Below are 21,354 nucleotides of genomic sequence, written 5' to 3'. Positions count from 1 at the left end.
CACATTCCATGCAAGACGTTGTGATTGTTGCTGCCACACGTACCGCCGTAGGCAGTTTTCAAGGATCGCTCGCGAGCATCCCGGCACCGGAGTTGGGCGCTGCCGTAATCCGTCGCCTGCTGGAGCAGACCGGCCTCGACCCGGCCCAGGTGGATGAAGTGATCCTCGGCCACGTACTCACCGCAGGCTCAGGCCAGAACCCGGCGCGCCAGGCGTCGATCCTCGCCGGCTTGCCCCATGCCGTACCCGCGATGACCTTGAACAAGGTCTGCGGTTCGGGCCTCAAGGCCCTGCACCTGGGCGCCCAGGCCATCCGTTGTGGCGATGCCGACGTGATCATCGCCGGCGGCATGGAGAACATGAGCCTGGCCCCCTACGTATTACCTGGTGCGCGCACCGGTTTGCGCATGGGCCACGCCAAGATGATCGACAGCATGATCACCGACGGCCTGTGGGATGCATTCAACGACTACCACATGGGCATCACCGCCGAGAACCTGGTGGACAAGTACGGCATCAGCCGTGAAGCCCAGGACGCCTTCGCCGCCGCGTCCCAGCAAAAAGCCGCCGCCGCCATCGAAGCCGGCCGCTTTGCCGATGAGATCACGCCGATTCTGATCCCGCAGCGCAAGGGCGACCCGGTGGCCTTCGCCGTGGATGAACAACCGCGCGCCGGCACCACCGCCGAGTCGTTGGCCAAACTCAAACCCGCGTTCAAGAAAGACGGCAGCGTCACTGCGGGCAACGCGTCCAGCCTCAACGACGGCGCCGCCGCGGTGCTGCTGATGAGCGCCGACAAGGCCAAGGCCCTTGGCCTGCCCGTTCTGGCGCGTATCGCCAGCTACGCCAATGCCGGCGTCGACCCGGCCATCATGGGCATCGGCCCGGTCGCGGCCACCCGCCGCTGCCTGGACAAAGCCGGCTGGAGCGTCGGCGACCTGGACCTGGTCGAAGCCAACGAAGCCTTTGCCGCGCAATCCCTGGCGGTGGCCAAAGAGCTGGAATGGGACGCCGACAAAGTCAACGTCAACGGCGGCGCGATTGCCATTGGCCACCCGATCGGCGCATCAGGCTGCCGCATACTGGTGACCCTGCTGCACGAAATGATCAAGCGCGACGCCAAAAAAGGCCTGGCGACACTGTGCATCGGTGGCGGCCAAGGCGTAGCCCTGGCCCTTGAGCGCAGCTGATTCAAGAGCAACACACGAAAAGGCCCGGTTCCACGAAAAACCGGGCTTTTTTTCGTCTGTCAGTCCGCACGCGGCACCGCAAACACCGCGTTCGCCCGCGCCACGACTTTCTCCCCCACCTGCAGACTCACCGTGGCAAACGCCATTTGCCGGCCACGCTTGTGATGCTCCAGTCGTACCACGATCCACTCCCCCACTTGCACCGCGCCCAGGTAATCGACAGTCATGCTCGCGGTAATCAACGGCAATGGCGGCTCACTGGAAAACGCCATCGCGTAGCCCATGCCGATATCCGCCAGGGTCGCCAACACCCCGCCATGCACCGTGCCGCGGCCATTGGCATGACGGTTGTCGGCGCGCAGGCCGATTTCCAGTTGCAGACCTTCACCCCGGCAATACGCCGGGCCCAACAAGTCGAGCAGCGGGCTGCTGCGCGGCAGTGAGACAAAACCTTCGGGCACGGCGTGAGCGATCATCGCGGAGTCTTCCTTGGAGTCAGGCATGAGGTGTACCCCAGGCCCCACACGGCGACCATTACCATCAGCCGCACATATCCTCTGCAATGCCTGGGGCTGATTCGCCAACCCCGCTCAGGACCGGCCTCAGCGCTTCATACAGCGCTGATAACGCTCATCCACCCGCTGGGCGAACCAGGCAGTGGTCAGGTTGCGGGTGATCTTCGGACTCTTGAGCACGATGCCCGGCAGGATCGCCCGCGGCAGCGGTTTGCCGGCCGCCGTGTCGGCCAGGGCAAACACGCGTGTGTAGAGCGTGGTCTGCTCAAAATCCAACTGTTCGCCCTGCTCCAGCTGACTGCGGATGCTGGGGTTGCGCATGTCCAGCCGGGCGCCGAGGGAACGCACTGCCAATTCGGTGCTGCCGGGCAGCAGCGAGCCGTAGCGGATCAAATCCCCGTCCAGCGCCAACTCGGTGCCTGAGACGCGGCTGACGGCGGCCTGGAACGCGGCGTTGCGGCTGGCGTACCAACCGGCGTTGAAGTCGGCAAACCGGTACAGCGGCCGGTCATAACTCACTGGGTAACCAAGCAAATGGGCGATGCCAAAGTACATGCCGCCACGTCGCGTGAACACTTCCCGACGGATCGTGCCGTCTACCGTGTAGGGATAACCCCGCGCCTGCTTCTGCGCAAAGTCGATGCTGACTTGCATCGGGCCGGCGGTGTGTACCGGGTTGAAGCCGCCAAACAGCGTATTGCCCAAGGGCACCATGCTGATGAAGTCATCGAAGATCCCGCTCAAGTCTTTCTCCGTGCGGGCGGCATTCAAGCGATCGGCGTAGGACTTACCAGTGGGCGAACGCAGTTGCAGTGCCGTGCGGACCAACACCGCCGGCACATGCACCTTACCGGCACGGCGCAGGATTTCATCCTGGGCGATCTTGCCCATGTTCGGCACAGGTGGGTCGACCTGGTAAGTGGACTCTTGCTCAGTCACCGCCAGCACGGCGCAGATGTTTTCGGTACTCGGGTAGATGTGCTGGGTGTCGAAAGCGGTGTAGATATCCTGGGCCCAACCGTTGCGATCGGCGACCTTGGCGGGCAGCAAACGCACGATCTGCGCCTTGACCTCAGCTTCACTGCGCTCCGGCTGTTGCGGGCCGCGTGCGGTCGAGCAACCGGCCAGCACCAGCAAGGGCGTGAGACACAGGATCAGGCGGCGTAGGTGCATGGGGCTTCCTTGAGGGGCGATGGGCCGGGCGATGCAGATATCGACCGATAAGTCTAACGCGGGTTCGCCCTGTGGCCCCCTCGCCAACACAATGCGAATATGACAGGATCTTTCACCGACCATTCGTACAAGGAGTTTGAATGCCATGCTCAGCATGAACTTTCTCATCACCTGCCTGATCGTTGTGCTGATTCCCGGCACCGGCGTGATCTTTACCGTGTCCACGGGGCTCATGGCCGGCAAGCGCGCCAGCGTGTTCGCCGCGCTGGGCTGTACCGCTGGGATCATCCCGCACTTATTGGCATCCATACTCGGCCTTTCCGCCCTGCTGCACACCAGCGCATTGGCATTCGAAGCGCTGAAATTCGCCGGAGCCGCCTACTTGCTGTACCTGGCCTACGCCACTTGGCGCGATCGTTCGGCCTTCGCGGTGAATGACACACCAACGGCAACCACGGCCCGTGGCCTGATGCTGCGCGGGTTTTTGCTGAATATTCTCAACCCCAAGCTGACGATTTTCTTCCTGGCCTTCCTGCCTCAGTTCGTCACACCGGCCAGCACGGCGCCGGCCTTGCAAATGCTGGTGCTGAGCGGCGTGTTCATGGCCATGACGTTTGCGGTGTTTGTGGTGTATGGCCTGCTGGCCAATGTGTTTCGCCGCGCAGTGATCGAGTCACCACGGGTACAGAACTGGCTGCGGCGCAGTTTTGCGGCGGCCTTTGCGGGGTTGGGCTTGAACCTGGCGCTCGCACAGCGCTGAAAAACGCTGCAACCCACTGTGGGGACGGGCTTACCCGCCCCACAGGTTGGGCGCTTTAGATCCCTGCCAGCGCCAGGTCCATGGCGAAGTAAGTGAAGATCAGGTCCGCACCGGCGCGCTTGATCGAACCCAGGGTTTCCCGCACCACGCGGTCCTCATCGATCGCGCCTGCCTGGGCACCGAATTTGATCATCGCGTACTCGCCGCTGACCTGATACGCCGCCACCGGCAGGCGCGAGGCTTCGCGGATGTCACGGATGATGTCGAGGTAGGCACCGGCCGGTTTGACCATCAGCGCATCCGCGCCTTCCTGCTCGTCCAGCAGCGATTCACGCACGGCTTCGCGGCGGTTCATCGGGTTCATCTGATAGCTTTTGCGGTCTCCCTTGAGCGCGCTGCCACCCGCTTCACGGAACGGGCCGTAGAGGGCCGAAGCGAATTTGGTGGAGTAGGCCATGATCGGAATATGGGTAAAACCGGCGTCATCCAACGCCCGGCGAATCGCCTGAACCTGGCCGTCCATCGCCGCCGACGGCGCGATCACATCGGCACCGGCACGAGCCGCCGCCACGGCTTGCTTGCCGAGGTTGACCAAGGTCGCGTCGTTGTCGACATGGGCGCCATGCATCACACCGCAATGGCCATGATCGGTGTATTCGCAGAAACAGGTGTCGGACATCACGATCATTTCCGGCACGGCGTCCTTGATGATCGAGGACATGCGCGAGACCAGGCCGCGCTCCTTCCAGGTGTCGCTGCCACTGGCGTCCAGGTGGTGGGACACGCCAAAGGTCATCACCGATTTGATCCCGGCGCGGGCATAGCGCTCGATTTCCCCAGCCAGCTTTTTCTCAGGGATGCGCAACACACCCGGCATGCTGGTGATCGGTACGAAGTCGTCGATTTCTTCTTCGACGAAAATCGGCAGCACCAGATCGTTGAGGGTGAACTCGGTTTCCTGGAACAAGCTACGCAACTCCGGGGAGCGGCGCAGACGGCGTGGGCGGGCTTGAGGGAACTGGCTGGTCATGGCTGTCCTGAATAAGGCTAAAAACGTTGGGGCGAAAGCGTATGCCCCCCGACCCCGGCAGCGCAAATGCCAGGCAGGCAATAGTTTATGGCAAGGCCCACAACAATTGCATTGATCTAGAGCTGTAGACGCCCTTCGATGCACACCGCCACAGCACCGCCGACCCAGATCTCATCACCCTGGCGCTCGATGCGGATACGCCCCGCGCGCCCCATGGCCGTGCCCTGGCTGACCACGTAACAGTTCGGTGCCAGGCCTTCGTCCAACAACCATTGGGCCACCCCGGCATTCAAGCTGCCGGTGGCCGGGTCTTCCGGGGACCCGTCGCCGGCGATGAACGCGCGCACTTCAAAGTGCGTGTCTACAGCGTCGCGTTCGGGATCGCAGGGGGCAATCACGCCCACCGCCAGACCGAGCAACTGCGAGTAATCGGGCTGCAGATCGAGCACCGCCTGGCGGTCGGCCAGCATCACCGCCAGCCAACCTGCGCCGTTGTCCACCCACTGACTGCGCACAATAGCCTCCGGCGCCAGGCCCAACCCCAGCCGCACGCGCTCCAGCAACGCCGCCTCCAGCGGGCCCGAGCGCAACAACGGCGGCGCGATGAACGCCAGCTCATCGCCTTGGCGACGGATACGCACCAGGCCGATTTCGCACTCCTGGATAATTTCCTCCCCTCGCGCAATGCCCCCCGCCTGCAACCATGCATGGCAACTGCCCAGCGTCGGGTGCCCGGCGAACGGTAGCTCCTGCAAGGTGGTGAAGATTCTTACCCGGTAGTCAGCCCGTGGATCGCGGGGCGTGAGTAAAAACGTGGTTTCGCTGAGGTTGGTCCATTTGGCGAAGTCGGCCATCTGTTGCTCGCTGAGGCTGTCGGCCCCCAGCACTACTGCCAGCGGGTTGCCTTTGAGCGACACACTGCTGAAGACATCCAGTTGTTTGAAATCGAAAGTCGGCATGGGCTCAGCTCGGAATGTTCAGGCCACGGATCACTGCCGGACGTGCGACAAAGCCGTCCAGCGCGCGCAGCACATTGGGGAAATCGGCGATGCCGACCAGGTCACCGGATTCGTAGAAACCGATCAGGTTACGGATCCACGGAAACGTCGCGATGTCCGCGATGCTGTAGTCGTCGCCCATGATCCAGGTGCGGCCCAGCAGGCGTTTTTCCAAGACTTCCAGCAAGCGCCGCGACTCGGCGACGTAGCGGTCACGCGGGCGCTTGTCTTCGTAGGCCTTGCCGGCGAACTTGTTGAAGAACCCCACCTGGCCAAACATCGGGCCGATGCCGGACATCTGGAACATCAGCCACTGAATGGTTTCATAACGTGTCGCCGGGTCTTCGGAAAGCAACTGGCTGGTTTTTTCCGCCAGGTACAGCAAGATCGCACCGGACTCGAACAGCGCCAACGGCTGACCGCCGGGGCCGTTGGGGTCGATGATCGCGGGAATCTTGTTGTTGGGGTTCAGCGACAGGAACTCGGGCGACATCTGGTCCTGGGTCTCGAAGCTGACTTTGTGCGCCTCGTAGGGCAGGCCCAGCTCTTCGAGCATGATCGAGACTTTTACCCCGTTGGGCGTGGGCAGCGAATACAGTTGCAGGCGTTCCGGATGCTGGGCGGGCCATTTGCGGTTGATCGGGAAAGCGGCGAGTGAATTCATCGGGATATCCCTCGGCGGAAACCCCCATGATAATCATCTGTCCGGCATCCTGCATGGGTCATCATTGCGCAACATGCCCTCGCTACTCTCCCCCACGAGCGAACCAAAGTGGCCGAGTGGACTCTTAAGTGCGCTGAACGGTGAATGGAGGCACCCTGTTAATAAGACACGGAACCCGCAGGACGCCGCGTGTGTCACTGGGGCCGGGCTTGTCCGCCTTAATCCGATGCACTGAAGACTCGAGCCCAATGACAATAAAGCCTCTGTGCCTTGCGCAACGCCTCAAACGATATTCATACATCATATTACCGCTGTTGCTGGTCGGCGGCGCCCTCGACCTGACCTTGCAATCGCGCATCAGCCGCGCCGAATCGGTGGACGGCGTGCAAACCCTGGTGTTCCTGCGCCACGGCGAAAAACCCGTCGGCGGCCTGGGCCAACTCAATTGCCAGGGCCTGAACCGTGCGATGAACCTGGCCACCGTGCTGCCGGAAAAGTTCGGCAAGGCCAACTTCGTCTTCGCCGCCAACCCGACGCGCAATGTCGAGGAAGGCGAAAAAGATAATTCCTACAGCTACATTCGCCCACTGATGACCATCAGCCCCAGCGCGATCAAGCTCGGCTTGCCGGTGAACATCAAGTTTTCGGCGAATGACACCAGCGCCCTCGCCGACGAACTGGTGGAAAACAAGTACCACAACGCCATCATCTACACCGCCTGGTCCCACGGCTATCTGCCGGAATTGATCAACAAGGTGGCCAGCGAAGCGGTGGGCGAAAAGCACACCATCACCCAAGACTGGTCCGGCAATGACTACGACACGTTGTATGTGTTGACGCTCACCTGGCATAACGGCAAGGCCTCGCTGCTGAGCCGCAACTACAAGCAGGGCCTGAACAACGGCGAACAAACCTGCCCACCGGCGACGCAGGTCAGCGCAGACCTCTGAAGCCTGAGCAATAGAGGCGTATGATGCGCGGCTATTGACTCATCTGCGGATCAACACCATGTCCAACCTCGTCTCCACCCAGCCCAACCGGGGCTGGTCGTTCTGGTGGAAACCAGCGCTGTTCCTGCTGGTCGCCTGCATCGGCCTCTACTACGTGAAGTGGTCGCCCTACTACTTCAAGGCGTTCGTCGCCGCCGACAACCACAGCATCGGCGCGTCGATTCTCAATGACCAGCAAACCTCGCCACTGGCCGCGGCGCTGGCCTACGCCCAGGTGTATTTCCTGGCGATCTGGAAAGCCGCCGTTTTGGCGGTGATCTTGGGCTCGTTGCTGCAAGTGTTGATCCCCCGCGACTGGCTGCTGCGCCTGTTCGGGCGTGCCGGGCTGGGTTCGACCCTGCGCGGCGGGCTGTTCGCGCTGCCCGGAATGATGTGCAGTTGCTGCGCGGCACCGGTGGCGGCAGGCATGCGCCGGCAGCAAGTGTCGGTGGGCGCGGCGCTAGCGTTCTGGATCGCCAACCCGGTGCTGAACCCGGCCACCCTGGTATTCATGGGGTTTGTGCTGGGCTGGGGCTTCACGGCGTTAAGGCTGGTGGCGGGGATTGTGCTGGTGGTGGGCGTGTCCCTGGTGGCCCAGCGCATCGCGCGCCCGGAACAAGTGCCGGAAGCGGCGCTGGGCGCGGTGGCCGAGGCCAGCGTGATCGAGTCGCAACCGTTTTTCAGCCGCTGGTTGCGCACCCTGTGGCAACTGTTCTGGAGCACGATCCCGGTGTATATCCTGGCAGTGCTGGTATTGGGCGCGGCGCGGGTCTGGCTGTTTCCTCATGTGGATGGGGCGATGGCCGACAGCCTGCTGTGGCTGGTGCCGCTGGCGATTGTCGGCACGCTGTTCGTGATTCCGACCGCCGCGGAGATTCCTATCGTACAAACCATGATGACGCTGGGCATGGGCAGCGGCCCGGCCGTGGCCCTGTTGATGACCCTGCCGAGCGTGAGCCTGCCGTCGCTGCTGATGTTGCGCAAGGATTTCGACGCGCGGGTGCTGGTCACCGTGGCCGGCTTGACCATGCTGGTAGGCGTGGTCTGCGGCTTGATTGGAGCGGCGATTCTGTAAGTGGCAGGCGGGGTTGAGGGCCTTATTGCAGGCAGGCATCAACCTCGCAATGCACCACGCTCGCGCAAATACTCCACCACCGCTGCCTGCTCCCCGACAAACTCGATGCGCGCGCCTTTGCTTTCACGCTGGAAGGCGTACATCGGGTCGTAGTACTCGCGCAGCAACCCTTCGATCCACACCCGGTGCAGGTCCACAGCGCCGCTGTGGGTCTGTTCCGCCAGGGCGTCCTGCAGAATCGCCTGCAACCGCTGGAAACGCTCGCCGCCCAGGCGCTTGTGGATATTGGCCAGGCTCTGGGTCAGGCGCTCGCCAAACAGGACGTAGCCGGTTTCGCCAAATACCGCGATGAATTCAGCGCAAAGGTCGACCACGTAATCGCGCAGGATACGTTCGACCCGGCCTTCGACAGTGTCTTCCAGCCACACCATCGCAAAGGTCTGCATGCCCTTGTGCAACGGCAACGGCAGCGCACAACTGCCGATCATGCGGCTCTCATCCTCGACCACAAACTGCTCGACGCCGCCCGCGCGTTTTTTCAGCAGGTCCACCGCCAGGCGGTTCTCGAAGTCGATGTTGGACGGTTGCACTGTGGCCCGCTTGCCGAAGCTGGAACCGCGATGGTTGGCGTGGCCCTCCAGGTCCAGGGCGTTGCGCAGTTGGCCGAGTACTTCGGTCTTGCCAGTGCCGGTCATGCCGCCCAGCAACACGAAATCACACTCGGCGACCGCCTGTTCGACGGTCTCCAGCAAAAAACCACGCATGGCTTTGTAGCCGCCGCCGACGCGGGGGTACTCGATACCGGCTTCGGTTTTCAGCCATTGCTGCACGATCTGCGAGCGCAGCCCGCCACGAAAGCAGTACAGGTAGCCGTCGGGATTGGCCTGGGCGAACCGCGCCCATTGCTCGATACGCCCGGCCTTGATCGCCCCGGACACCAGTTCGTGTCCGAGCACGATAGCCGCTTGCTGGCCCTGCTGTTTGTAGCAAGTGCCGACCCGCTGACGCTCGTCATCGGTCATCAGTGGCAGGTTGACCACGCCCGGGAACGCGCCCTTGGCGAACTCGACCGGCGCGCGGGTATCCATCATCGGCCGGTCGTTGAGGAAGATGTCGCGGTAGTCGGTGATGTCAGTCGCCATCAAAACACCTCTACCGCGTGGGTCTGTCGCTCAACCAATTCACCGATGGGCTCAAGGGTCAGGCCCAGTTCGCTGGCGACCGCATGAAACTCGGCGTCGCCCGCGGGCGTAACGGCGATCAGCAGGCCGCCGCTGGTCTGCGGGTCACACAGCACGCGCTTGTGCAGCTCCTGCAGGCGCCCGAGCTTGCTCGCGTAGCTGTCGAAGTTGCGCAAGGTGCCGCCCGGCATGCAGCCCTGGTCCAGGTAGTCCTCGATCCCGGGCAGGCGTGGGACTTTGTCGTATTCGATGCGTGCCGTCACGCCGCTGCCGTCAGCCATTTCCACCAAGTGGCCCAAAAGCCCGAAGCCGGTGACGTCGGTCATTGCCGTGACGCCGGCCAGTTTGCCGAAGCGGCTGCCAGGCTTGTTGAGGGTACACATCCAGTCACGAGCCAGGCCGATATCCGCCTCGCGCAATTTGCCCTTCTTTTCGGCAGTGGTCAGGATGCCGATGCCCAGGGGCTTGGTCAGGTACAAACGGCAGCCGACGGTGGCGGTGTCGTTGCGCTTCATATGGCGCTTTTGCACGATGCCGGTCACGGCCAGGCCGAAGATGGGCTCCGGCGCATCGATGGAGTGGCCACCGGCCAGGGGAATGCCAGCCTCGTCGCACACGGAGCGGCCGCCACGGATCACTTCGCGGGCAACCTCAGGCGCCAGGACATTCACCGGCCAGCCCAGAATGGCGATGGCCATCAACGGGTCGCCGCCCATGGCGTAGATGTCGCTGATCGCGTTGGTGGCGGCGATCCGGCCGAAGTCGAACGGGTCATCGACAATCGGCATGAAAAAATCAGTGGTGGAGACCACGCCGCGCTCGTCGTCGATGGCGTACACCGCCGCATCATCCCGCGAGGCGTTGCCCACCCACAGGTTGGGGTCAAGGTTCTGTGCGCCGCTGCCGGCGAGGATCACTTCCAATACCTGGGGCGAAATCTTGCAGCCACACCCCGCGCCATGGCTGTACTGGGTAAGGCGAATCGGCTCGTTCATGGTGGACCTCAAGCTATCAAGTGCGCGGATTCTAACAGACGGCAAAAAGCCGGCGGGGCTCTTACGAGCACAGCCGGCCTTTTTGGGTTGCTGCGATTACTGGCGGGCGGCCAGCAACCGCTTGTGGCGGTTGCGCCGGGCGATGTTCAAGCACTCGATCGCCGCCGAGAACGCCATGGCCGCATACACGTAGCCTTTTGGCACATGGGCACCGAAGCCTTCGGCGATCAGGGTCATGCCGATCATGATCAGGAAGCCCAGGGCCAGCATCACCACGGTCGGGTTGTCGTGGATGAACTTGGCCAGCGGTTCAGCCGCCACCAGCATCACGATGACCGAGGTCACCACGGCAACGATCATGATCGGCAAATGCTCGGTCATGCCCACGGCGGTGATGATGCTGTCGATGGAGAACACCAGGTCGAGCATCAGGATCTGGCCGATGGCCGCAGCAAAGCCGATGGACACGACATTGCCGCTGCTGGCCTTCTCTTCAGGCTCCGGGTCCATGCTTTGATGGATCTCGGTGGTTGCCTTCCAGACCAGGAACAGGCCGCCGGCGATGAGGATCATGTCCTTCCACGAAAACGCCTGGCCGAGGATCTCAAACACCGGCGTGGTCAACTGCACGATGAACGCAATGGTGCTCAACAGGCCCAGGCGCAACACCAACGCCATGCTGATGCCGATGCGCCGCGCCTTGGCCCGGTGCTGCTCGGGCAATTTGTTGGTGAGGATCGAGATAAAGATCAGGTTATCGATGCCCAGCACGATTTCCATCACGATCAAGGTCGCCAGTGCGACCCAGGCGGTGGGGCTGGCGGCCAGTTGTACAAGGTAGTCCATAGATCAATCCTGACGTTGTGCTGGGAAATTAGGCTTCTTTACGCGTCGATTCAGACTCGTTTTGCGGCTGATCGTCTTTTTTCTGCGGACTGATCAGGCCTTGGGTCGCTTCACTCAATGCCTGCTCGGCGGCCTTGTGGGTGTCATCGATCACTTGCTTGGCCGATTCGCTGGCCTTGCCCATCACCTGCTGTGCGCTTTTTTCGACCTGATCACAACCGCTGACCACTACTAATGAAAGCGCAAGCAACGATGCCGCGCCCAGAGAATTGAGTTTCATGATGTTTTCCTCATTAGAACCATTGGGTCCAAATAGTGGCCCCTCGATAGCGATGCATTCTATGCAGGGGAACACTTCAGGAAAATTCGTATTTTTCTCGCGTATACTTCGGCTTTAACGAAGTGTAGGCCGGCATGCTCAATTACCGACAATTGCATTACTTCTGGGTGGTGGCCAAGACCGGCAGCATCGTGCGCGCCTGTGAGCAACTGAACCTCACCCCTCAGACCATCAGCGGGCAGATCAGTCTGCTCGAGCAAACCTTCGGTATCGCCCTGTTTCAGCGGGTTGGCCGTCAGCTCGAGCTGACCGAAGCCGGGCGCCAGGCGTTGCCCTATGCCGAGCAGATGTTCCAGACCGGCAACGAGTTGGAGGCGATGTTGCGCGCCCAGCCGAATGAGCAGCAGATTCTGTTTCGCGTCGGGGTGGCGGATGTGGTGCCCAAATCCATCGTCTACCGGCTGATCGCGCCGACCATGGAGCTCAGCGAGCCGATCCGCATCACCTGCCGCGAAGACAAACTCGAACGCCTGCTCGCCGACCTGGCGATCCAGCGCCTCGACCTGGTGATTTCCGACAGCCCCATGCCCACGCATCTGGACATCAAAGGCTACAGCCAGAAGTTGGGCGAATGCGGCATCAGTTTTTTCGCTACCCAAGCACTGGCTGACCGACACCGCGGCGTTTTCCCACAGTGTTTACAGGGCGCGCCGCTATTGATTCCGGGGGCGGAGACCGTGGTGCGCAGCCGCTTGCTGCGCTGGTTTGCCGAGCAACAGATCCAACCGAAGATCATCGGCGAGTTCGACGACAGTGCCTTGATGCAGGCATTCGGCCAATCCGGCAGCGGGATCTTTATCGCCCCCAGCGTGATCGCCGATGAGGTGGTGCGCCAGTACGGCGTCGCGCTGATTGGCCAGACCGAGGCAGTGACCGAATCGTTCTATGCGATTTCGGTGGAACGCAAGGTCAAGCACCCCGGCATCGTGGCGATTACCGAAGGCGCCAGGCGAGAACTGTTCACCGCCCTGCCCTGAGGGTTCAAGCGCCAGTCGGCAGCGGTTTGGCGCTCATCAGCCACAGCGCCAGCAGCATCGACACCAGGATGAACCCGGACGCAGCCAGGCCCAGGCTGGCCAGGCCGAGGGTGTCGATCACATGCCCACCGACCAAGGCGCCGAGACCGATACCGAGGTTTCCACCGGCAATATTCAGCGACGCGGCAAACGCCGGCGCATGCGGCGCAGCCTTCATCAGCCGCACATGGCTGACCAGGAACATCGCCGCCTGGGTCACGCCCCACACGGCCATCGCCGCCGCCAGGCCGATGGTGGAGTGAATCGCCGGCACCAACGCGACCATGCCGCCGATCATGAACCCGCAGAACACCATCGACGCAATCAAGGGGTGGCGATCCACCGCACGGCCGCCCAGGGAGTTGCCGATCAACCCGACCGCGCCAAAGCCCATCAGGCACCAGCCGACCAGCGTGCCGTCGAAGCCGGCCAGGCGCTCAAGGATGTCGGCCAGGTAGGTGTAGGCGGTGAACATGCCGCTGAAGACCAGGATCGACAGCAGGATATGCCCCTGCATCAACGGGCTGCGCAGCAGCTTGAATTGCGAGCGCAACGTCACCTGCGCGTTCTTCGCCTGTGTCACCGGCAGGTAGACAAACAGCAGCAGCGCCTTGGCCAAGGCAATCACCGCGAGGACCGCAAACGCGCTGCGCCAGCCGAACATATCGGAAATCAACGTGCCCACCGGAATGCCGAAGACGGTGGCGCAGACGATCCCGAAGCCGATCTTCTCGATGGCGCGACCGGCGTATGCCGGGCCGACGATGTCCACCGCCGTTTCACTGGCCAGCGCCCAGAACACCGGCAAACCCAACGCCGGAATCAAGCGCGCGAGGGACATCACCCAGATATTCGGCGCCAGCGCCGCCACGCCATTGGCCACGGCGAACATGATCAAAATCGTGATGAACAGGCGCTTGCGCTGGAACCGCGCGCAGTAGGCCGTGAGAAACGGGCCGAACGCCGCCACGGTGAACGCAAACAGCGTCACCAGCAGGCCGGCCTGGGACACGCTGACATTCAGGTCCCGGGCAATCGACGGCAACAGGCCGACGATAATGAATTCTGTGGTCAGCACGGTAAAACCGGCGGCCGACAGCAGCAGGATGGGAAACAGCATGAAAACTCCAGAAACGACAACATCAACGAAAGCCCGGAGGCCCGCTGACGAAGAGGAAAGATGAGAGACGGCGATATTAACAGGATCTGTGCGAATTGGCCGCAAATGGGTGACGGAATGCCGCATCAACAGGGACATTTCCTACAGCATGATAGACTCCGCGCCCGCTTCCTACAGCGCGCTCCACCTGCAATGCTGCGTCCTACTAAAAAAACCAGAGACAACCGTTTATGACTGCTGCCCCTTCCCTTTTCCAACGACTCACGCGCGTCAGCCTGGTCACGCAAATCGTCATCGGCCTGATCGCCGGTATTCTGCTGGCCTTCGTGTCGCCCGACGCCGCCAGGGCCACCGGTTTCATTGGCAAAGTGTTTGTCACCGCGCTGAAGGCCGTGGCGCCGATCCTGGTGTTCGTGCTGGTGATGGCGTCGATCGCCAACCACAAACACGGCCAGGAAACCCACATCAAGCCGATCCTGTTCCTCTACCTGCTGGGCACCTTCGCGGCCGCCGTGGTTGCAGTGATCGCCAGCACGCTGTTTCCCTCGCCGCTGGTGCTCGCCACCCACGACGCCACCGTGAGCGCCCCCGGCGGCATCGTCGAGGTGTTGCAGAGCCTGTTGCTGAGCGTGGTGGACAACCCAGTGAGCGCGCTGATGAACGCCAACTTTATCGGCATTCTGGCCTGGGCCATCGGCATGGGCATCGCGATTCGCCATGCCGGCGAAACCACCCGCACGGTGCTCGATGACCTGTCCAACGGCGTGACCTTGATCGTGCGCGTGGTGATCCGCTTCGCGCCCCTGGGGATTTTCGGCCTGGTGGCCTCGACCCTGGCCACCTCCGGCTTCGGCGCCCTGCTCGGCTACGCCCACCTGTTGGTGGTGCTGATCGGCTGCATGCTGTTCGTGGCGCTGGTGGTCAACCCGGCCATCGTATTCTGGAAACTGCGCCGCAACCCCTACCCGCTGGTATTGATGTGCCTGCGCGAAAGCGGCATCACGGCATTCTTCACCCGCAGTTCGGCAGCGAACATTCCGGTGAACCTGGCGTTGAGCAAACGCCTGGGCCTGCATGAAGACACCTACTCGGTGTCGATCCCGCTGGGCGCCACCATCAACATGGCGGGTGCGGCGATCACCATCACCGTGTTGACCCTGGCCGCCGTACACACCCTGGGCATCATCGTAGACCTGCCCACCGCCGTGCTGCTCAGCGTGGTCGCCGCCATTTGCGCGTGCGGTGCGTCGGGCGTGGCCGGCGGTTCGCTACTGCTGATCCCGCTGGCGTGCAGCCTGTTCGGCATCTCCAGCGATATCGCCATGCAGGTGGTGGCCGTAGGTTTCATCATCGGTGTGTTGCAGGACTCGGCGGAAACCGCGCTCAACTCGTCCACCGATGTGCTGTTTACTGCGGCGGCGTGCCTGGGCAAGGAAGAGCAGCCGGTTTAAACAGCGCTCGCAAAAAAGCCCGGGGCCGTTCACAGCGGAACGACCCCGGGCTTTGTTATTTTATGCGCTCAGCACACGGTTATTCAGAAAGCGCCCATGTAATCACGCTTGCCCACTTCCACACCGTTGTGACGCAGCAGTGCGTAAGCGGTGGTGACGTGGAAGAAGAACTGCGGCAGGCCGTAGGTCAGCAGGTAGGACTGGCCGCTGAAGCGCTTCTCTTTCGGCGTGCCTGGGCGAGTGATGATCTCGATGCCTTCTTTGCCGTCGATTTGCTCGGGCTTGATGCTGTCCATAAACGCCAGGACCTTGGCGATCAGCGCTTGCAGGTCGGCGAAGGTCACTTCGTTGTCTTCGTATTTCGGCACTTCGATCTCGGCCAGGCGCGCGGAAACGCCCTTGGCGAAGTCGACGGCGATCTGCACCTGGCGCACCAGTTGGAACATGTCCGGGAACAGGCGCGCTTGCAGCAAGGCGTTGGGTTCGATGTTCTTCGCGGTGGCGTGGGCTTCGGCTTTGTCCAGCACACCGCTCAGGGCGGTGAGCATTTGCTTGAAGACTGGGACGGAAGCGGCGTACAGGGAAATAGTCATGACAGTCTCATCGGTAAGGGCTGGGTTGGAACCAGCTGCGATTATAGCCATGCCGGCCGCTTGTCTTTTATTTTTTCGGGATTAGGCTAGTGCGTTCACTGCATAGGGAAAGCGCGATGACCGCTGAACACGATATCGACACCCCTGAGCCGCGCCTGAACAGCACGGAAATCCGCATCCTGGGCTGCCTGATCGAAAAACAGGCGACCAACCCGGAAACCTACCCCCTGACCCTCAACGCGCTGGTGCTGGCGTGCAACCAGAAGACCAGCCGCGAGCCGGTGATGAACCTCAGTCAAGGCCAGGTCGGCCAAAGCCTGCGCGTGCTGGAAGGCCAGGGTTTCACCCGCCTGGTCATGGGCAGCCGCGCCGACCGCTGGGAACACCGGGTCGACAAGGCCCTGGAATTGGTGCCGGCCCAGGTGATCCTGACCGGGCTGCTGTTTCTGCGTGGGCCGCAGACGGTCAACGAACTGCTGACCCGCAGCGGGCGCATGCATGACTTCGAAGACGCCGACCAGGTCGTACACCAGTTGGAACGCCTGATTGCGCGGGGACTGGCCGTGCTGGTGCCGCGCCAGGCGGGGCAACGCGAGGATCGCTATACCCACGCGCTGGGCGACCCGGCGGATATCGAGGCGATTATCGCGGCGCGCGGCAACCCGGTGGAACGCGGGGCCGGCGGGGTCTCAGTCGAGCGCATCGAAGAGCTGGAAGCGCGGATTGCCGCGCTCGAAGAACGGCTGGCACAGCTGGAACAGGCCTGACACGCTCAACCCCCTGTAGGAGCCGGCTTGCCTGCTCCTACAGGTGATTGGCCGCGCTGTTCAGCCTCGCGCAAACGCGACGGCGCTTTCGAACTGCTCCTGGGTCGGCCGCACCCCGGTGTACAACACAAACTGCTCCAGCGCCTGGATCGCGATCACTTCCAGCCCGGTGATCACGCGCTTGCCTTGGGCACGTGCGCGCACGATCAACGGTGTTTCCGCCGGGATCGCCACCACATCGAACACAGTCTGCGCCTGGTCCACCGCGTCAGCCTCGAAAGCCAACTGATCGGCCTCGTCCCCGCCGGTCATGCCGATCGGCGTGACGTTGATCAACATCTGCGGGCGCAGATCGCCCAGTTGCGCCTGCCATTGATAACCCAGGCTCTGCGCCAGCGCCCTGCCCGCCGCTTCGTTACGCGCCACGATCACGCCATTGGCATACCCGCCGTCGCGCAGGGCGCTGGCCACGGCTTTGGCCATGCCGCCGCTGCCGCGCAGGGCAAAGGTCGAATCTGTCGGCACTGCATGCTTTTTCAACAGTTGCGCGATGGCGATGTAGTCGGTGTTGTAGGCCTTGAGATGGCCGGCCGTGTTGACGATGGTGTTCAGGGACGCGATGGCTTTGACCGAACTGTCCAGTTCGTCCACCAGGGCAATACTGGCCTCCTTGAACGGCATCGACACCCCGCAACCGCGAATCCCCAACGCCCGGATACCGCCGATCGCGCCGGCTAAATCCTGGCTGCTGAAGGCTTTATAGTAGAAATTCAGACCCAGTTGTTCATACAAATGGTTATGAAATCGCAGGCCGAAATTCCCGGGACGCGCCGACAGTGACATGCACAGTTGGGTATCCTTGTTGGGGTGCATCTGCATGGGTAACTCCTTGAAGTAAGCAAATCGGTACAGACCTTACACAATCTTTACCAATCGGCCGTGCTGTTTTTCAGAAATACGTTGTCTTAAAAGTATCCCCGCGACATTACTTGAGCCAATTGATTGCAGGCCACAAGCGCAGGGGCTAACCGAGGAATGACCATGATTCGTAAAATCCCCAAGATCGCCTTGCTTATCGGTGCACTCGCTATGGCAGGCCAAGCCTCCGCCCACGGTGGTGGATGGGGTGGTCCGGCCGTCTTGGGTGCGTTAGTCGGCGCCGCCGTCGTAGGCTCCGTGGTTGCCAGCCAACCCCGTGAAGTCTATGTGCAGCAGCCGGTGTATGTGCAACCGCAACCGGTTTACGCCGCACCGCCGCCTGTGTACTACGCACCACCGCCGCCGGTGTATGTGCAACAAGAAGTCTATTACCGCCCGGCGCCGGTGTATTACGGGCCACCGCGTGGCTATTACGGCCACCCCCACGGCTACTATGGTCGCGGTTGGTAAGCTTGAACCGATCTGCCTGAACCGGCCTCGCCCACCCGCGGGGCCTTTTTTTGCATGGCGTTTTATCGCACCTCGCGCGGATTGATCGTACCAAGGTCGTTATAAGGACAATGGCCGAGTCGTAATCCCACATCATCGAAGCCGAAAGTCTACTTGCCCGACCGGGTCTCGCGCTGTCATGTTTGTGTCACGACTCACTTTCACTATCCCACCTCTGAACCCGATAACAACAAGGACGGCTGACCATGCCCACGCAAAATCCACACCACGTAGCCGGACTCTGTACGTCCAGCAAGGTCTACAGCGCACTGACCGAACTCAAGCACCTGGAAGGCCACCGCAGCGCAAAATTCCTCGCACTGCTGACCGAAAGCCTGGTGCGCAAAGGCCTGCTCAATGAGCAAGAAGTGGTACACATGCTCGATCAAGTGGTGGAGTGACGCCTGGCGTTGATGTCGACTATCAAGCCGGGTGATTTTTCCTCGACGCTGGCACCCCGTAAGGTGACCCTCATAGCGATTGGAGGTCCATATGCCCACTATTCAGATCATGTCCGTCATCGGCAGCGCCGTTCCTGCCCCCCTGCGCAAGCTGGGTGTACTCGCCTGCTGGTACCTGATGCACGATGGCGAACCCGTCAGCGGCCCGCTCACGTCGTTATCGGCTGCCGAGCAACAAGCGGCAACCTTCAGGCTGCGCGCCTGAGGCCTAGGGCAACGGCAACTTGAGCCGCGGCTTGCTTTCGACAAACAACGCCCAGCTGGACATGAACAACGCCGCCACCAGCGGCCCGATCACGAAGCCGTTGAGGCCGAACACCGACAAGCCGCCCAGGGTCGAGATCAGAATCAGGTAGTCCGGCATCTTGGTGTCCTTGCCCACCAGGATCGGGCGCAGCACGTTATCCACCAGGCCGATGACGAACACACCAAACAGGCTCAGCACCACGCCTTGCCAGATCGCCCCACTCAGCAGGAAGTACGCCGCCACCGGCCCCCACACGATCCCCGCGCCCACCGCCGGCAGCAGCGACAAAAACGCCATCAGCACCGCCCAGAGCAACGCGCTGGGAATGTCCAGAAACCAGAAGATCAAACCGCCCAACGCCCCTTGGGTCACGGCAACCAACACGTTGCCCTTGACCGTGGCGCGCACCACGCGGTTGAACTTGAGCTGCAGGCGGCGCTTTTGCGGCTCGGCCAGCGGCACCGCCGTGCGGACTTTTCGCACCAGCTCCGGGCCGTCACGCAGCAGGAAAAACAGCAGATACAGCATGATGAAAAAACTCACCAGGAAATCGAACGTGCCCTGGCCAAAGCTGAACGCCTGACTGGCGAAGAACTGGCTGCCCTGCATCGCACTCTTGACGATTTTCTCGCGCAGGCTTTCCAGGTTGCCCATGCCGAAGCGGTCCAGAAGGTGCTGGAAATAAGGTGGCAGGAAGTTCTTGAACTGTTCGATATACCCGGCCACGTCCAGCTTGCCGCTTTCGACATTTTTGTACAGCGTGGCCCCCTCCTGCACCAGCAAGGCGCTGGTGATGATCACCGGCAGAATCGCAATCACCAGGCACACCGTCAGGGTGGCCAGGGAGGTCAGGTTGCGGTTCCAGCCTGATTTCACCTGCAGGCGCCGCTGCATCGGGGCAAAGATGATGCCCAGGATGACCGCCCAGAACACCGCGCCGTAAAACGGCAGCAATATCCAGATAAAGGCAACGGTCACCAGGGCCAGCAGTAACAGCAGAGTCTTGAATTGCAGATTGGTTTGATTCATGTCCGATCCAGGTCAAAAAGCCGGGCGCGCGCTTGCGTCCACGTGCTTAGTCCGTCGCAAATCCCGGGAGTGCCTTTTTTGTTGCAGCAAGCGTAGACCTGGATCAATAAATCCCTATACGCGTTCGGCTACGCTCGCGGCCTTTTGGGCCCCACTCCCCATGTCTCTCGTCCTTGCACCCGAACTGCTCGCCCCCGCCGGCACCCTGAAAAACATGCGCTACGCCTTCGCCTACGGCGCCGATGCGGTATACGCCGGCCAGCCGCGCTACAGCCTGCGCGTGCGCAACAACGAATTCGACCACGCCAACCTGGCCCTGGGCATCGAGGAAGCCCATGCACTGGGCAAGCGTTTCTACGTGGTGGTCAACATCGCGCCGCACAACGCCAAGCTGAAGACCTTCCTCAAGGACCTGGCCCCGGTGATCGCCATGGGCCCGGATGCGTTGATCATGTCCGACCCCGGGCTGATCATGCTGGTGCGTCGCCACTTCCCGATGATGCCCATCCACTTGTCGGTGCAGGCCAATACCGTGAACTGGGCCAGTGTGGAATTCTGGCAACAGCAGGGCATCTGCCGGGTGATCCTGTCGCGGGAATTGTCCTTGGAAGAGATCGGCGAAATCCGCGAGCAAGTGCCGGCCATGGAGCTGGAAGTGTTTGTCCATGGCGCGTTGTGCATGGCCTATTCCGGGCGCTGCCTGCTCTCCGGCTATATGAACAAGCGCGACGCCAACCAAGGCACCTGCACCAATGCCTGCCGCTGGAAATACCAGGCCACGCCGGCGGTGGAAAACGTCACCGGCGATATCGTCCAAGAATATCAGCCGGAACCCACACTGGGCATTGGCGCGCCGACCGATCAGGTGTTCCTGTTGCAGGAGGCCAACCGCCCGGATGAACAGATGCCCGCCTTCGAAGACGAGCACGGCACCTACATCATGAACGCCAAGGACCTGCGCGCGGTGCAGCATGTGGAGCGCCTGACCCGCATGGGCGTGCATTCGTTGAAGATCGAAGGCCGCACCAAGTCCCACTTCTACTGCGCGCGCACCACCCAGGTGTATCGCCAGGCCATCGATGACGCCGTGGCCGGTCGCGAATTTGACCGCAACCTGATGACCAACCTGGAGTCACTGGCCCAACGCGGCTACACCGAAGGTTTCCTGCGTCGCCATGTACACGACGAGTACCAGAACTACCAGAACGGCAGTTCGGTGTCGGAACGTCAGCAGTTCGTCGGCGAATTGACCGGCGAGCGCCGGGGCGAGCTGGCGGAGGTCAAGGTGAAGAACCGCTTTGCAGTGGGCAATCACCTGGAACTGATGACCCCCGCCGGCAACTTTCACTTCGACCTGGCCACCCTGCACAACGCCAAGGGCGAAGCCATCGAGGTGGCGCCGGGGGATGGGCACACGGTGTATGTGCCCTTGCCGGCGCAGATGGATCTGCGTTTCGGCCTGTTGATGCGCGACGTCGAGTAACCC

At 62.0% G+C, this 21,354-nt stretch carries 24 protein-coding genes; 11 read left to right on the top strand and 13 right to left on the bottom strand.

Annotated elements, in window-relative coordinates:
- Positions 1–8 precede the first annotated feature (8 nt).
- On the top strand, positions 9–1,190 hold the full coding sequence (locus tag LQ249_RS11595; RefSeq protein ID WP_046384023.1) for an acetyl-CoA C-acetyltransferase: 1,182 nt from the start codon (positions 9–11) through the stop codon (positions 1,188–1,190).
- A 59-nt stretch (positions 1,191–1,249) separates the two neighbouring features.
- On the opposite strand, the gene LQ249_RS11590 is transcribed toward LQ249_RS11595, so the two are convergent.
- Positions 1,250–1,666 (bottom strand): PaaI family thioesterase, encoded by a 417-nt coding sequence (locus LQ249_RS11590; RefSeq protein ID WP_017847042.1) that lies wholly within the window; start codon positions 1,664–1,666, stop codon positions 1,250–1,252.
- A gap of 126 nt (positions 1,667–1,792) precedes the next feature.
- Positions 1,793–2,878, bottom strand: coding sequence for a DUF1615 domain-containing protein (locus tag LQ249_RS11585; RefSeq protein ID WP_057004905.1), 1,086 nt, complete (start codon positions 2,876–2,878; stop codon positions 1,793–1,795).
- Positions 2,879–3,023: 145 nt separating this feature from the next.
- Between LQ249_RS11585 and LQ249_RS11580 the strand changes: the two genes are divergently transcribed.
- Positions 3,024–3,638: a LysE family translocator gene (locus LQ249_RS11580; protein WP_046384025.1), complete on the top strand. Its 615-nt coding sequence runs from the start codon at positions 3,024–3,026 to the stop codon at positions 3,636–3,638.
- Between the two features lie 55 nt (positions 3,639–3,693).
- Here the strand turns inward: LQ249_RS11580 and hemB are convergent, their stop codons facing one another.
- The 3 genes from hemB to LQ249_RS11565 all read right to left on the bottom strand — a co-directional run bounded on the left by hemB (position 3,694) and on the right by LQ249_RS11565 (position 6,330).
- Positions 3,694–4,668, bottom strand: a complete 975-nt coding sequence (gene hemB, locus LQ249_RS11575) for a porphobilinogen synthase (protein ID WP_017847039.1) — start codon at positions 4,666–4,668, stop codon at positions 3,694–3,696.
- Positions 4,669–4,784: 116 nt separating this feature from the next.
- Positions 4,785–5,627, bottom strand: a complete 843-nt coding sequence (locus tag LQ249_RS11570; protein WP_046384026.1) for a PhzF family phenazine biosynthesis protein — start codon at positions 5,625–5,627, stop codon at positions 4,785–4,787.
- 4 nt (positions 5,628–5,631) lie between these two features.
- The gene (locus tag LQ249_RS11565) at positions 5,632–6,330 is read right to left on the bottom strand and encodes a glutathione S-transferase N-terminal domain-containing protein (RefSeq protein ID WP_177033120.1); all 699 of its coding nucleotides are present in this window, start codon (positions 6,328–6,330) and stop codon (positions 5,632–5,634) included.
- Between the two features lie 248 nt (positions 6,331–6,578).
- Here LQ249_RS11565 and LQ249_RS11560 point away from each other — a divergent pair, with 248 nt between their 5' ends.
- Positions 6,579–7,280 carry a hypothetical protein gene (locus LQ249_RS11560; protein WP_046384028.1) on the top strand — a complete coding sequence of 234 codons (702 nt, stop codon included), beginning with the start codon at positions 6,579–6,581 and terminating at the stop codon, positions 7,278–7,280.
- Positions 7,281–7,338: 58 nt separating this feature from the next.
- Positions 7,339–8,394: a permease gene (locus tag LQ249_RS11555; RefSeq protein WP_026140034.1), complete on the top strand. Its 1,056-nt coding sequence runs from the start codon at positions 7,339–7,341 to the stop codon at positions 8,392–8,394.
- A 38-nt stretch (positions 8,395–8,432) separates the two neighbouring features.
- Here the strand turns inward: LQ249_RS11555 and mnmH are convergent, their stop codons facing one another.
- The 4 genes from mnmH to LQ249_RS11535 form a co-directional block, all read right to left on the bottom strand.
- Positions 8,433–9,536: a tRNA 2-selenouridine(34) synthase MnmH gene (mnmH, locus tag LQ249_RS11550; protein ID WP_232566471.1), complete on the bottom strand. Its 1,104-nt coding sequence runs from the start codon at positions 9,534–9,536 to the stop codon at positions 8,433–8,435.
- Positions 9,536–10,570 carry a selenide, water dikinase SelD gene (gene selD / locus LQ249_RS11545; protein WP_057004903.1) on the bottom strand — a complete coding sequence of 345 codons (1,035 nt, stop codon included), beginning with the start codon at positions 10,568–10,570 and terminating at the stop codon, positions 9,536–9,538. The genes mnmH and selD overlap by 1 nt, the downstream gene beginning before the upstream one ends.
- Before the next feature lie 96 nt (positions 10,571–10,666).
- On the bottom strand, positions 10,667–11,416 hold the full coding sequence (locus LQ249_RS11540) for a TerC family protein (RefSeq protein WP_057004902.1): 750 nt from the start codon (positions 11,414–11,416) through the stop codon (positions 10,667–10,669).
- A 28-nt stretch (positions 11,417–11,444) separates the two neighbouring features.
- Positions 11,445–11,696: a hypothetical protein gene (locus tag LQ249_RS11535; RefSeq protein ID WP_017847031.1), complete on the bottom strand. Its 252-nt coding sequence runs from the start codon at positions 11,694–11,696 to the stop codon at positions 11,445–11,447.
- A gap of 134 nt (positions 11,697–11,830) precedes the next feature.
- Here LQ249_RS11535 and nhaR point away from each other — a divergent pair, with 134 nt between their 5' ends.
- On the top strand, positions 11,831–12,733 hold the full coding sequence (nhaR, locus tag LQ249_RS11530) for a transcriptional activator NhaR (protein WP_017847030.1): 903 nt from the start codon (positions 11,831–11,833) through the stop codon (positions 12,731–12,733).
- Between the two features lie 4 nt (positions 12,734–12,737).
- On the opposite strand, the gene LQ249_RS11525 is transcribed toward nhaR, so the two are convergent.
- Complete coding sequence (locus LQ249_RS11525; RefSeq protein WP_046483161.1) at positions 12,738–13,892, bottom strand: MFS transporter; 1,155 nt, start codon at positions 13,890–13,892, stop codon at positions 12,738–12,740.
- A gap of 230 nt (positions 13,893–14,122) precedes the next feature.
- Here LQ249_RS11525 and sstT point away from each other — a divergent pair, with 230 nt between their 5' ends.
- Positions 14,123–15,343: a serine/threonine transporter SstT gene (gene sstT, locus LQ249_RS11520; RefSeq protein ID WP_232566470.1), complete on the top strand. Its 1,221-nt coding sequence runs from the start codon at positions 14,123–14,125 to the stop codon at positions 15,341–15,343.
- A gap of 83 nt (positions 15,344–15,426) precedes the next feature.
- Here the strand turns inward: sstT and LQ249_RS11515 are convergent, their stop codons facing one another.
- Complete coding sequence (locus LQ249_RS11515; protein WP_017847025.1) at positions 15,427–15,936, bottom strand: DUF1993 domain-containing protein; 510 nt, start codon at positions 15,934–15,936, stop codon at positions 15,427–15,429.
- Positions 15,937–16,052: 116 nt separating this feature from the next.
- Between LQ249_RS11515 and LQ249_RS11510 the strand changes: the two genes are divergently transcribed.
- Positions 16,053–16,703, top strand: a complete 651-nt coding sequence (locus tag LQ249_RS11510) for a YceH family protein (RefSeq protein WP_046384033.1) — start codon at positions 16,053–16,055, stop codon at positions 16,701–16,703.
- Positions 16,704–16,763: 60 nt separating this feature from the next.
- Here LQ249_RS11510 and LQ249_RS11505 read toward each other — a convergent pair whose 3' ends face one another.
- Entirely contained in the window at positions 16,764–17,582 is an 819-nt protein-coding gene (locus tag LQ249_RS11505) for a shikimate 5-dehydrogenase (protein ID WP_232566469.1), read from the bottom strand.
- A gap of 156 nt (positions 17,583–17,738) precedes the next feature.
- Between LQ249_RS11505 and LQ249_RS11500 the strand changes: the two genes are divergently transcribed.
- From LQ249_RS11500 to LQ249_RS11490, 3 genes are all read left to right on the top strand, one after another.
- Positions 17,739–18,092 carry a hypothetical protein gene (locus tag LQ249_RS11500; protein ID WP_046384035.1) on the top strand — a complete coding sequence of 118 codons (354 nt, stop codon included), beginning with the start codon at positions 17,739–17,741 and terminating at the stop codon, positions 18,090–18,092.
- A 245-nt stretch (positions 18,093–18,337) separates the two neighbouring features.
- The gene (locus LQ249_RS11495) at positions 18,338–18,532 is read left to right on the top strand and encodes a hypothetical protein (protein ID WP_017847021.1); all 195 of its coding nucleotides are present in this window, start codon (positions 18,338–18,340) and stop codon (positions 18,530–18,532) included.
- Between the two features lie 91 nt (positions 18,533–18,623).
- The gene (locus tag LQ249_RS11490) at positions 18,624–18,797 is read left to right on the top strand and encodes a hypothetical protein (protein WP_017847020.1); all 174 of its coding nucleotides are present in this window, start codon (positions 18,624–18,626) and stop codon (positions 18,795–18,797) included.
- A 3-nt stretch (positions 18,798–18,800) separates the two neighbouring features.
- Here LQ249_RS11490 and LQ249_RS11485 read toward each other — a convergent pair whose 3' ends face one another.
- Positions 18,801–19,868 (bottom strand): AI-2E family transporter, encoded by a 1,068-nt coding sequence (locus LQ249_RS11485; RefSeq protein ID WP_017847019.1) that lies wholly within the window; start codon positions 19,866–19,868, stop codon positions 18,801–18,803.
- Positions 19,869–20,028: 160 nt separating this feature from the next.
- Between LQ249_RS11485 and trhP the strand changes: the two genes are divergently transcribed.
- Positions 20,029–21,351, top strand: coding sequence for a prephenate-dependent tRNA uridine(34) hydroxylase TrhP (gene trhP, locus LQ249_RS11480; RefSeq protein ID WP_079443293.1), 1,323 nt, complete (start codon positions 20,029–20,031; stop codon positions 21,349–21,351).
- The last annotated feature ends 3 nt before the right edge of the window (positions 21,352–21,354 follow it).

Origin of the sequence: Pseudomonas sp. 7-41, assembly GCF_021233075.1 — a bacterium.
In the GTDB taxonomy this organism is placed as follows: Bacteria; Pseudomonadota; Gammaproteobacteria; order Pseudomonadales; family Pseudomonadaceae; genus Aquipseudomonas; species Aquipseudomonas veronii.
The sequence above is the reverse complement of the archived record's forward strand: the minus strand, read 5'-3'. Positions and strand labels throughout refer to the sequence as shown.

Bases quoted from the DNA above. Each gene is read 5' to 3' on its own strand.
- LQ249_RS11585 (WP_057004905.1), bottom strand. From the start codon at position 2,878: ATGCACCTACGCCGCCTGATCCTGTGTCTCACGCCCTTGCTGGTGCTG.
- LQ249_RS11560 (WP_046384028.1), top strand. From the start codon at position 6,579: ATGACAATAAAGCCTCTGTGCCTTGCGCAACGCCTCAAACGATATTCA.
- nhaR (WP_017847030.1), top strand. From the start codon at position 11,831: ATGCTCAATTACCGACAATTGCATTACTTCTGGGTGGTGGCCAAGACC.
- LQ249_RS11540 (WP_057004902.1), bottom strand. From the start codon at position 11,416: ATGGACTACCTTGTACAACTGGCCGCCAGCCCCACCGCCTGGGTCGCA.
- LQ249_RS11500 (WP_046384035.1), top strand. From the start codon at position 17,739: ATGACCATGATTCGTAAAATCCCCAAGATCGCCTTGCTTATCGGTGCA.
- LQ249_RS11510 (WP_046384033.1), top strand. From the start codon at position 16,053: ATGACCGCTGAACACGATATCGACACCCCTGAGCCGCGCCTGAACAGC.
- selD (WP_057004903.1), bottom strand. From the start codon at position 10,570: ATGAACGAGCCGATTCGCCTTACCCAGTACAGCCATGGCGCGGGGTGT.
- LQ249_RS11555 (WP_026140034.1), top strand. From the start codon at position 7,339: ATGTCCAACCTCGTCTCCACCCAGCCCAACCGGGGCTGGTCGTTCTGG.
- hemB (WP_017847039.1), bottom strand. From the start codon at position 4,668: ATGACCAGCCAGTTCCCTCAAGCCCGCCCACGCCGTCTGCGCCGCTCC.
- trhP (WP_079443293.1), top strand. From the start codon at position 20,029: ATGTCTCTCGTCCTTGCACCCGAACTGCTCGCCCCCGCCGGCACCCTG.
- LQ249_RS11535 (WP_017847031.1), bottom strand. From the start codon at position 11,696: ATGAAACTCAATTCTCTGGGCGCGGCATCGTTGCTTGCGCTTTCATTA.
- sstT (WP_232566470.1), top strand. From the start codon at position 14,123: ATGACTGCTGCCCCTTCCCTTTTCCAACGACTCACGCGCGTCAGCCTG.
- LQ249_RS11485 (WP_017847019.1), bottom strand. From the start codon at position 19,868: ATGAATCAAACCAATCTGCAATTCAAGACTCTGCTGTTACTGCTGGCC.
- LQ249_RS11565 (WP_177033120.1), bottom strand. From the start codon at position 6,330: ATGAATTCACTCGCCGCTTTCCCGATCAACCGCAAATGGCCCGCCCAG.
- LQ249_RS11590 (WP_017847042.1), bottom strand. From the start codon at position 1,666: ATGATCGCTCACGCCGTGCCCGAAGGTTTTGTCTCACTGCCGCGCAGC.
- LQ249_RS11515 (WP_017847025.1), bottom strand. From the start codon at position 15,936: ATGACTATTTCCCTGTACGCCGCTTCCGTCCCAGTCTTCAAGCAAATG.
- LQ249_RS11570 (WP_046384026.1), bottom strand. From the start codon at position 5,627: ATGCCGACTTTCGATTTCAAACAACTGGATGTCTTCAGCAGTGTGTCG.
- LQ249_RS11495 (WP_017847021.1), top strand. From the start codon at position 18,338: ATGCCCACGCAAAATCCACACCACGTAGCCGGACTCTGTACGTCCAGC.
- LQ249_RS11595 (WP_046384023.1), top strand. From the start codon at position 9: ATGCAAGACGTTGTGATTGTTGCTGCCACACGTACCGCCGTAGGCAGT.
- LQ249_RS11490 (WP_017847020.1), top strand. From the start codon at position 18,624: ATGCCCACTATTCAGATCATGTCCGTCATCGGCAGCGCCGTTCCTGCC.
- LQ249_RS11525 (WP_046483161.1), bottom strand. From the start codon at position 13,892: ATGCTGTTTCCCATCCTGCTGCTGTCGGCCGCCGGTTTTACCGTGCTG.
- LQ249_RS11505 (WP_232566469.1), bottom strand. From the start codon at position 17,582: ATGCAGATGCACCCCAACAAGGATACCCAACTGTGCATGTCACTGTCG.
- LQ249_RS11580 (WP_046384025.1), top strand. From the start codon at position 3,024: ATGCTCAGCATGAACTTTCTCATCACCTGCCTGATCGTTGTGCTGATT.
- mnmH (WP_232566471.1), bottom strand. From the start codon at position 9,536: ATGGCGACTGACATCACCGACTACCGCGACATCTTCCTCAACGACCGG.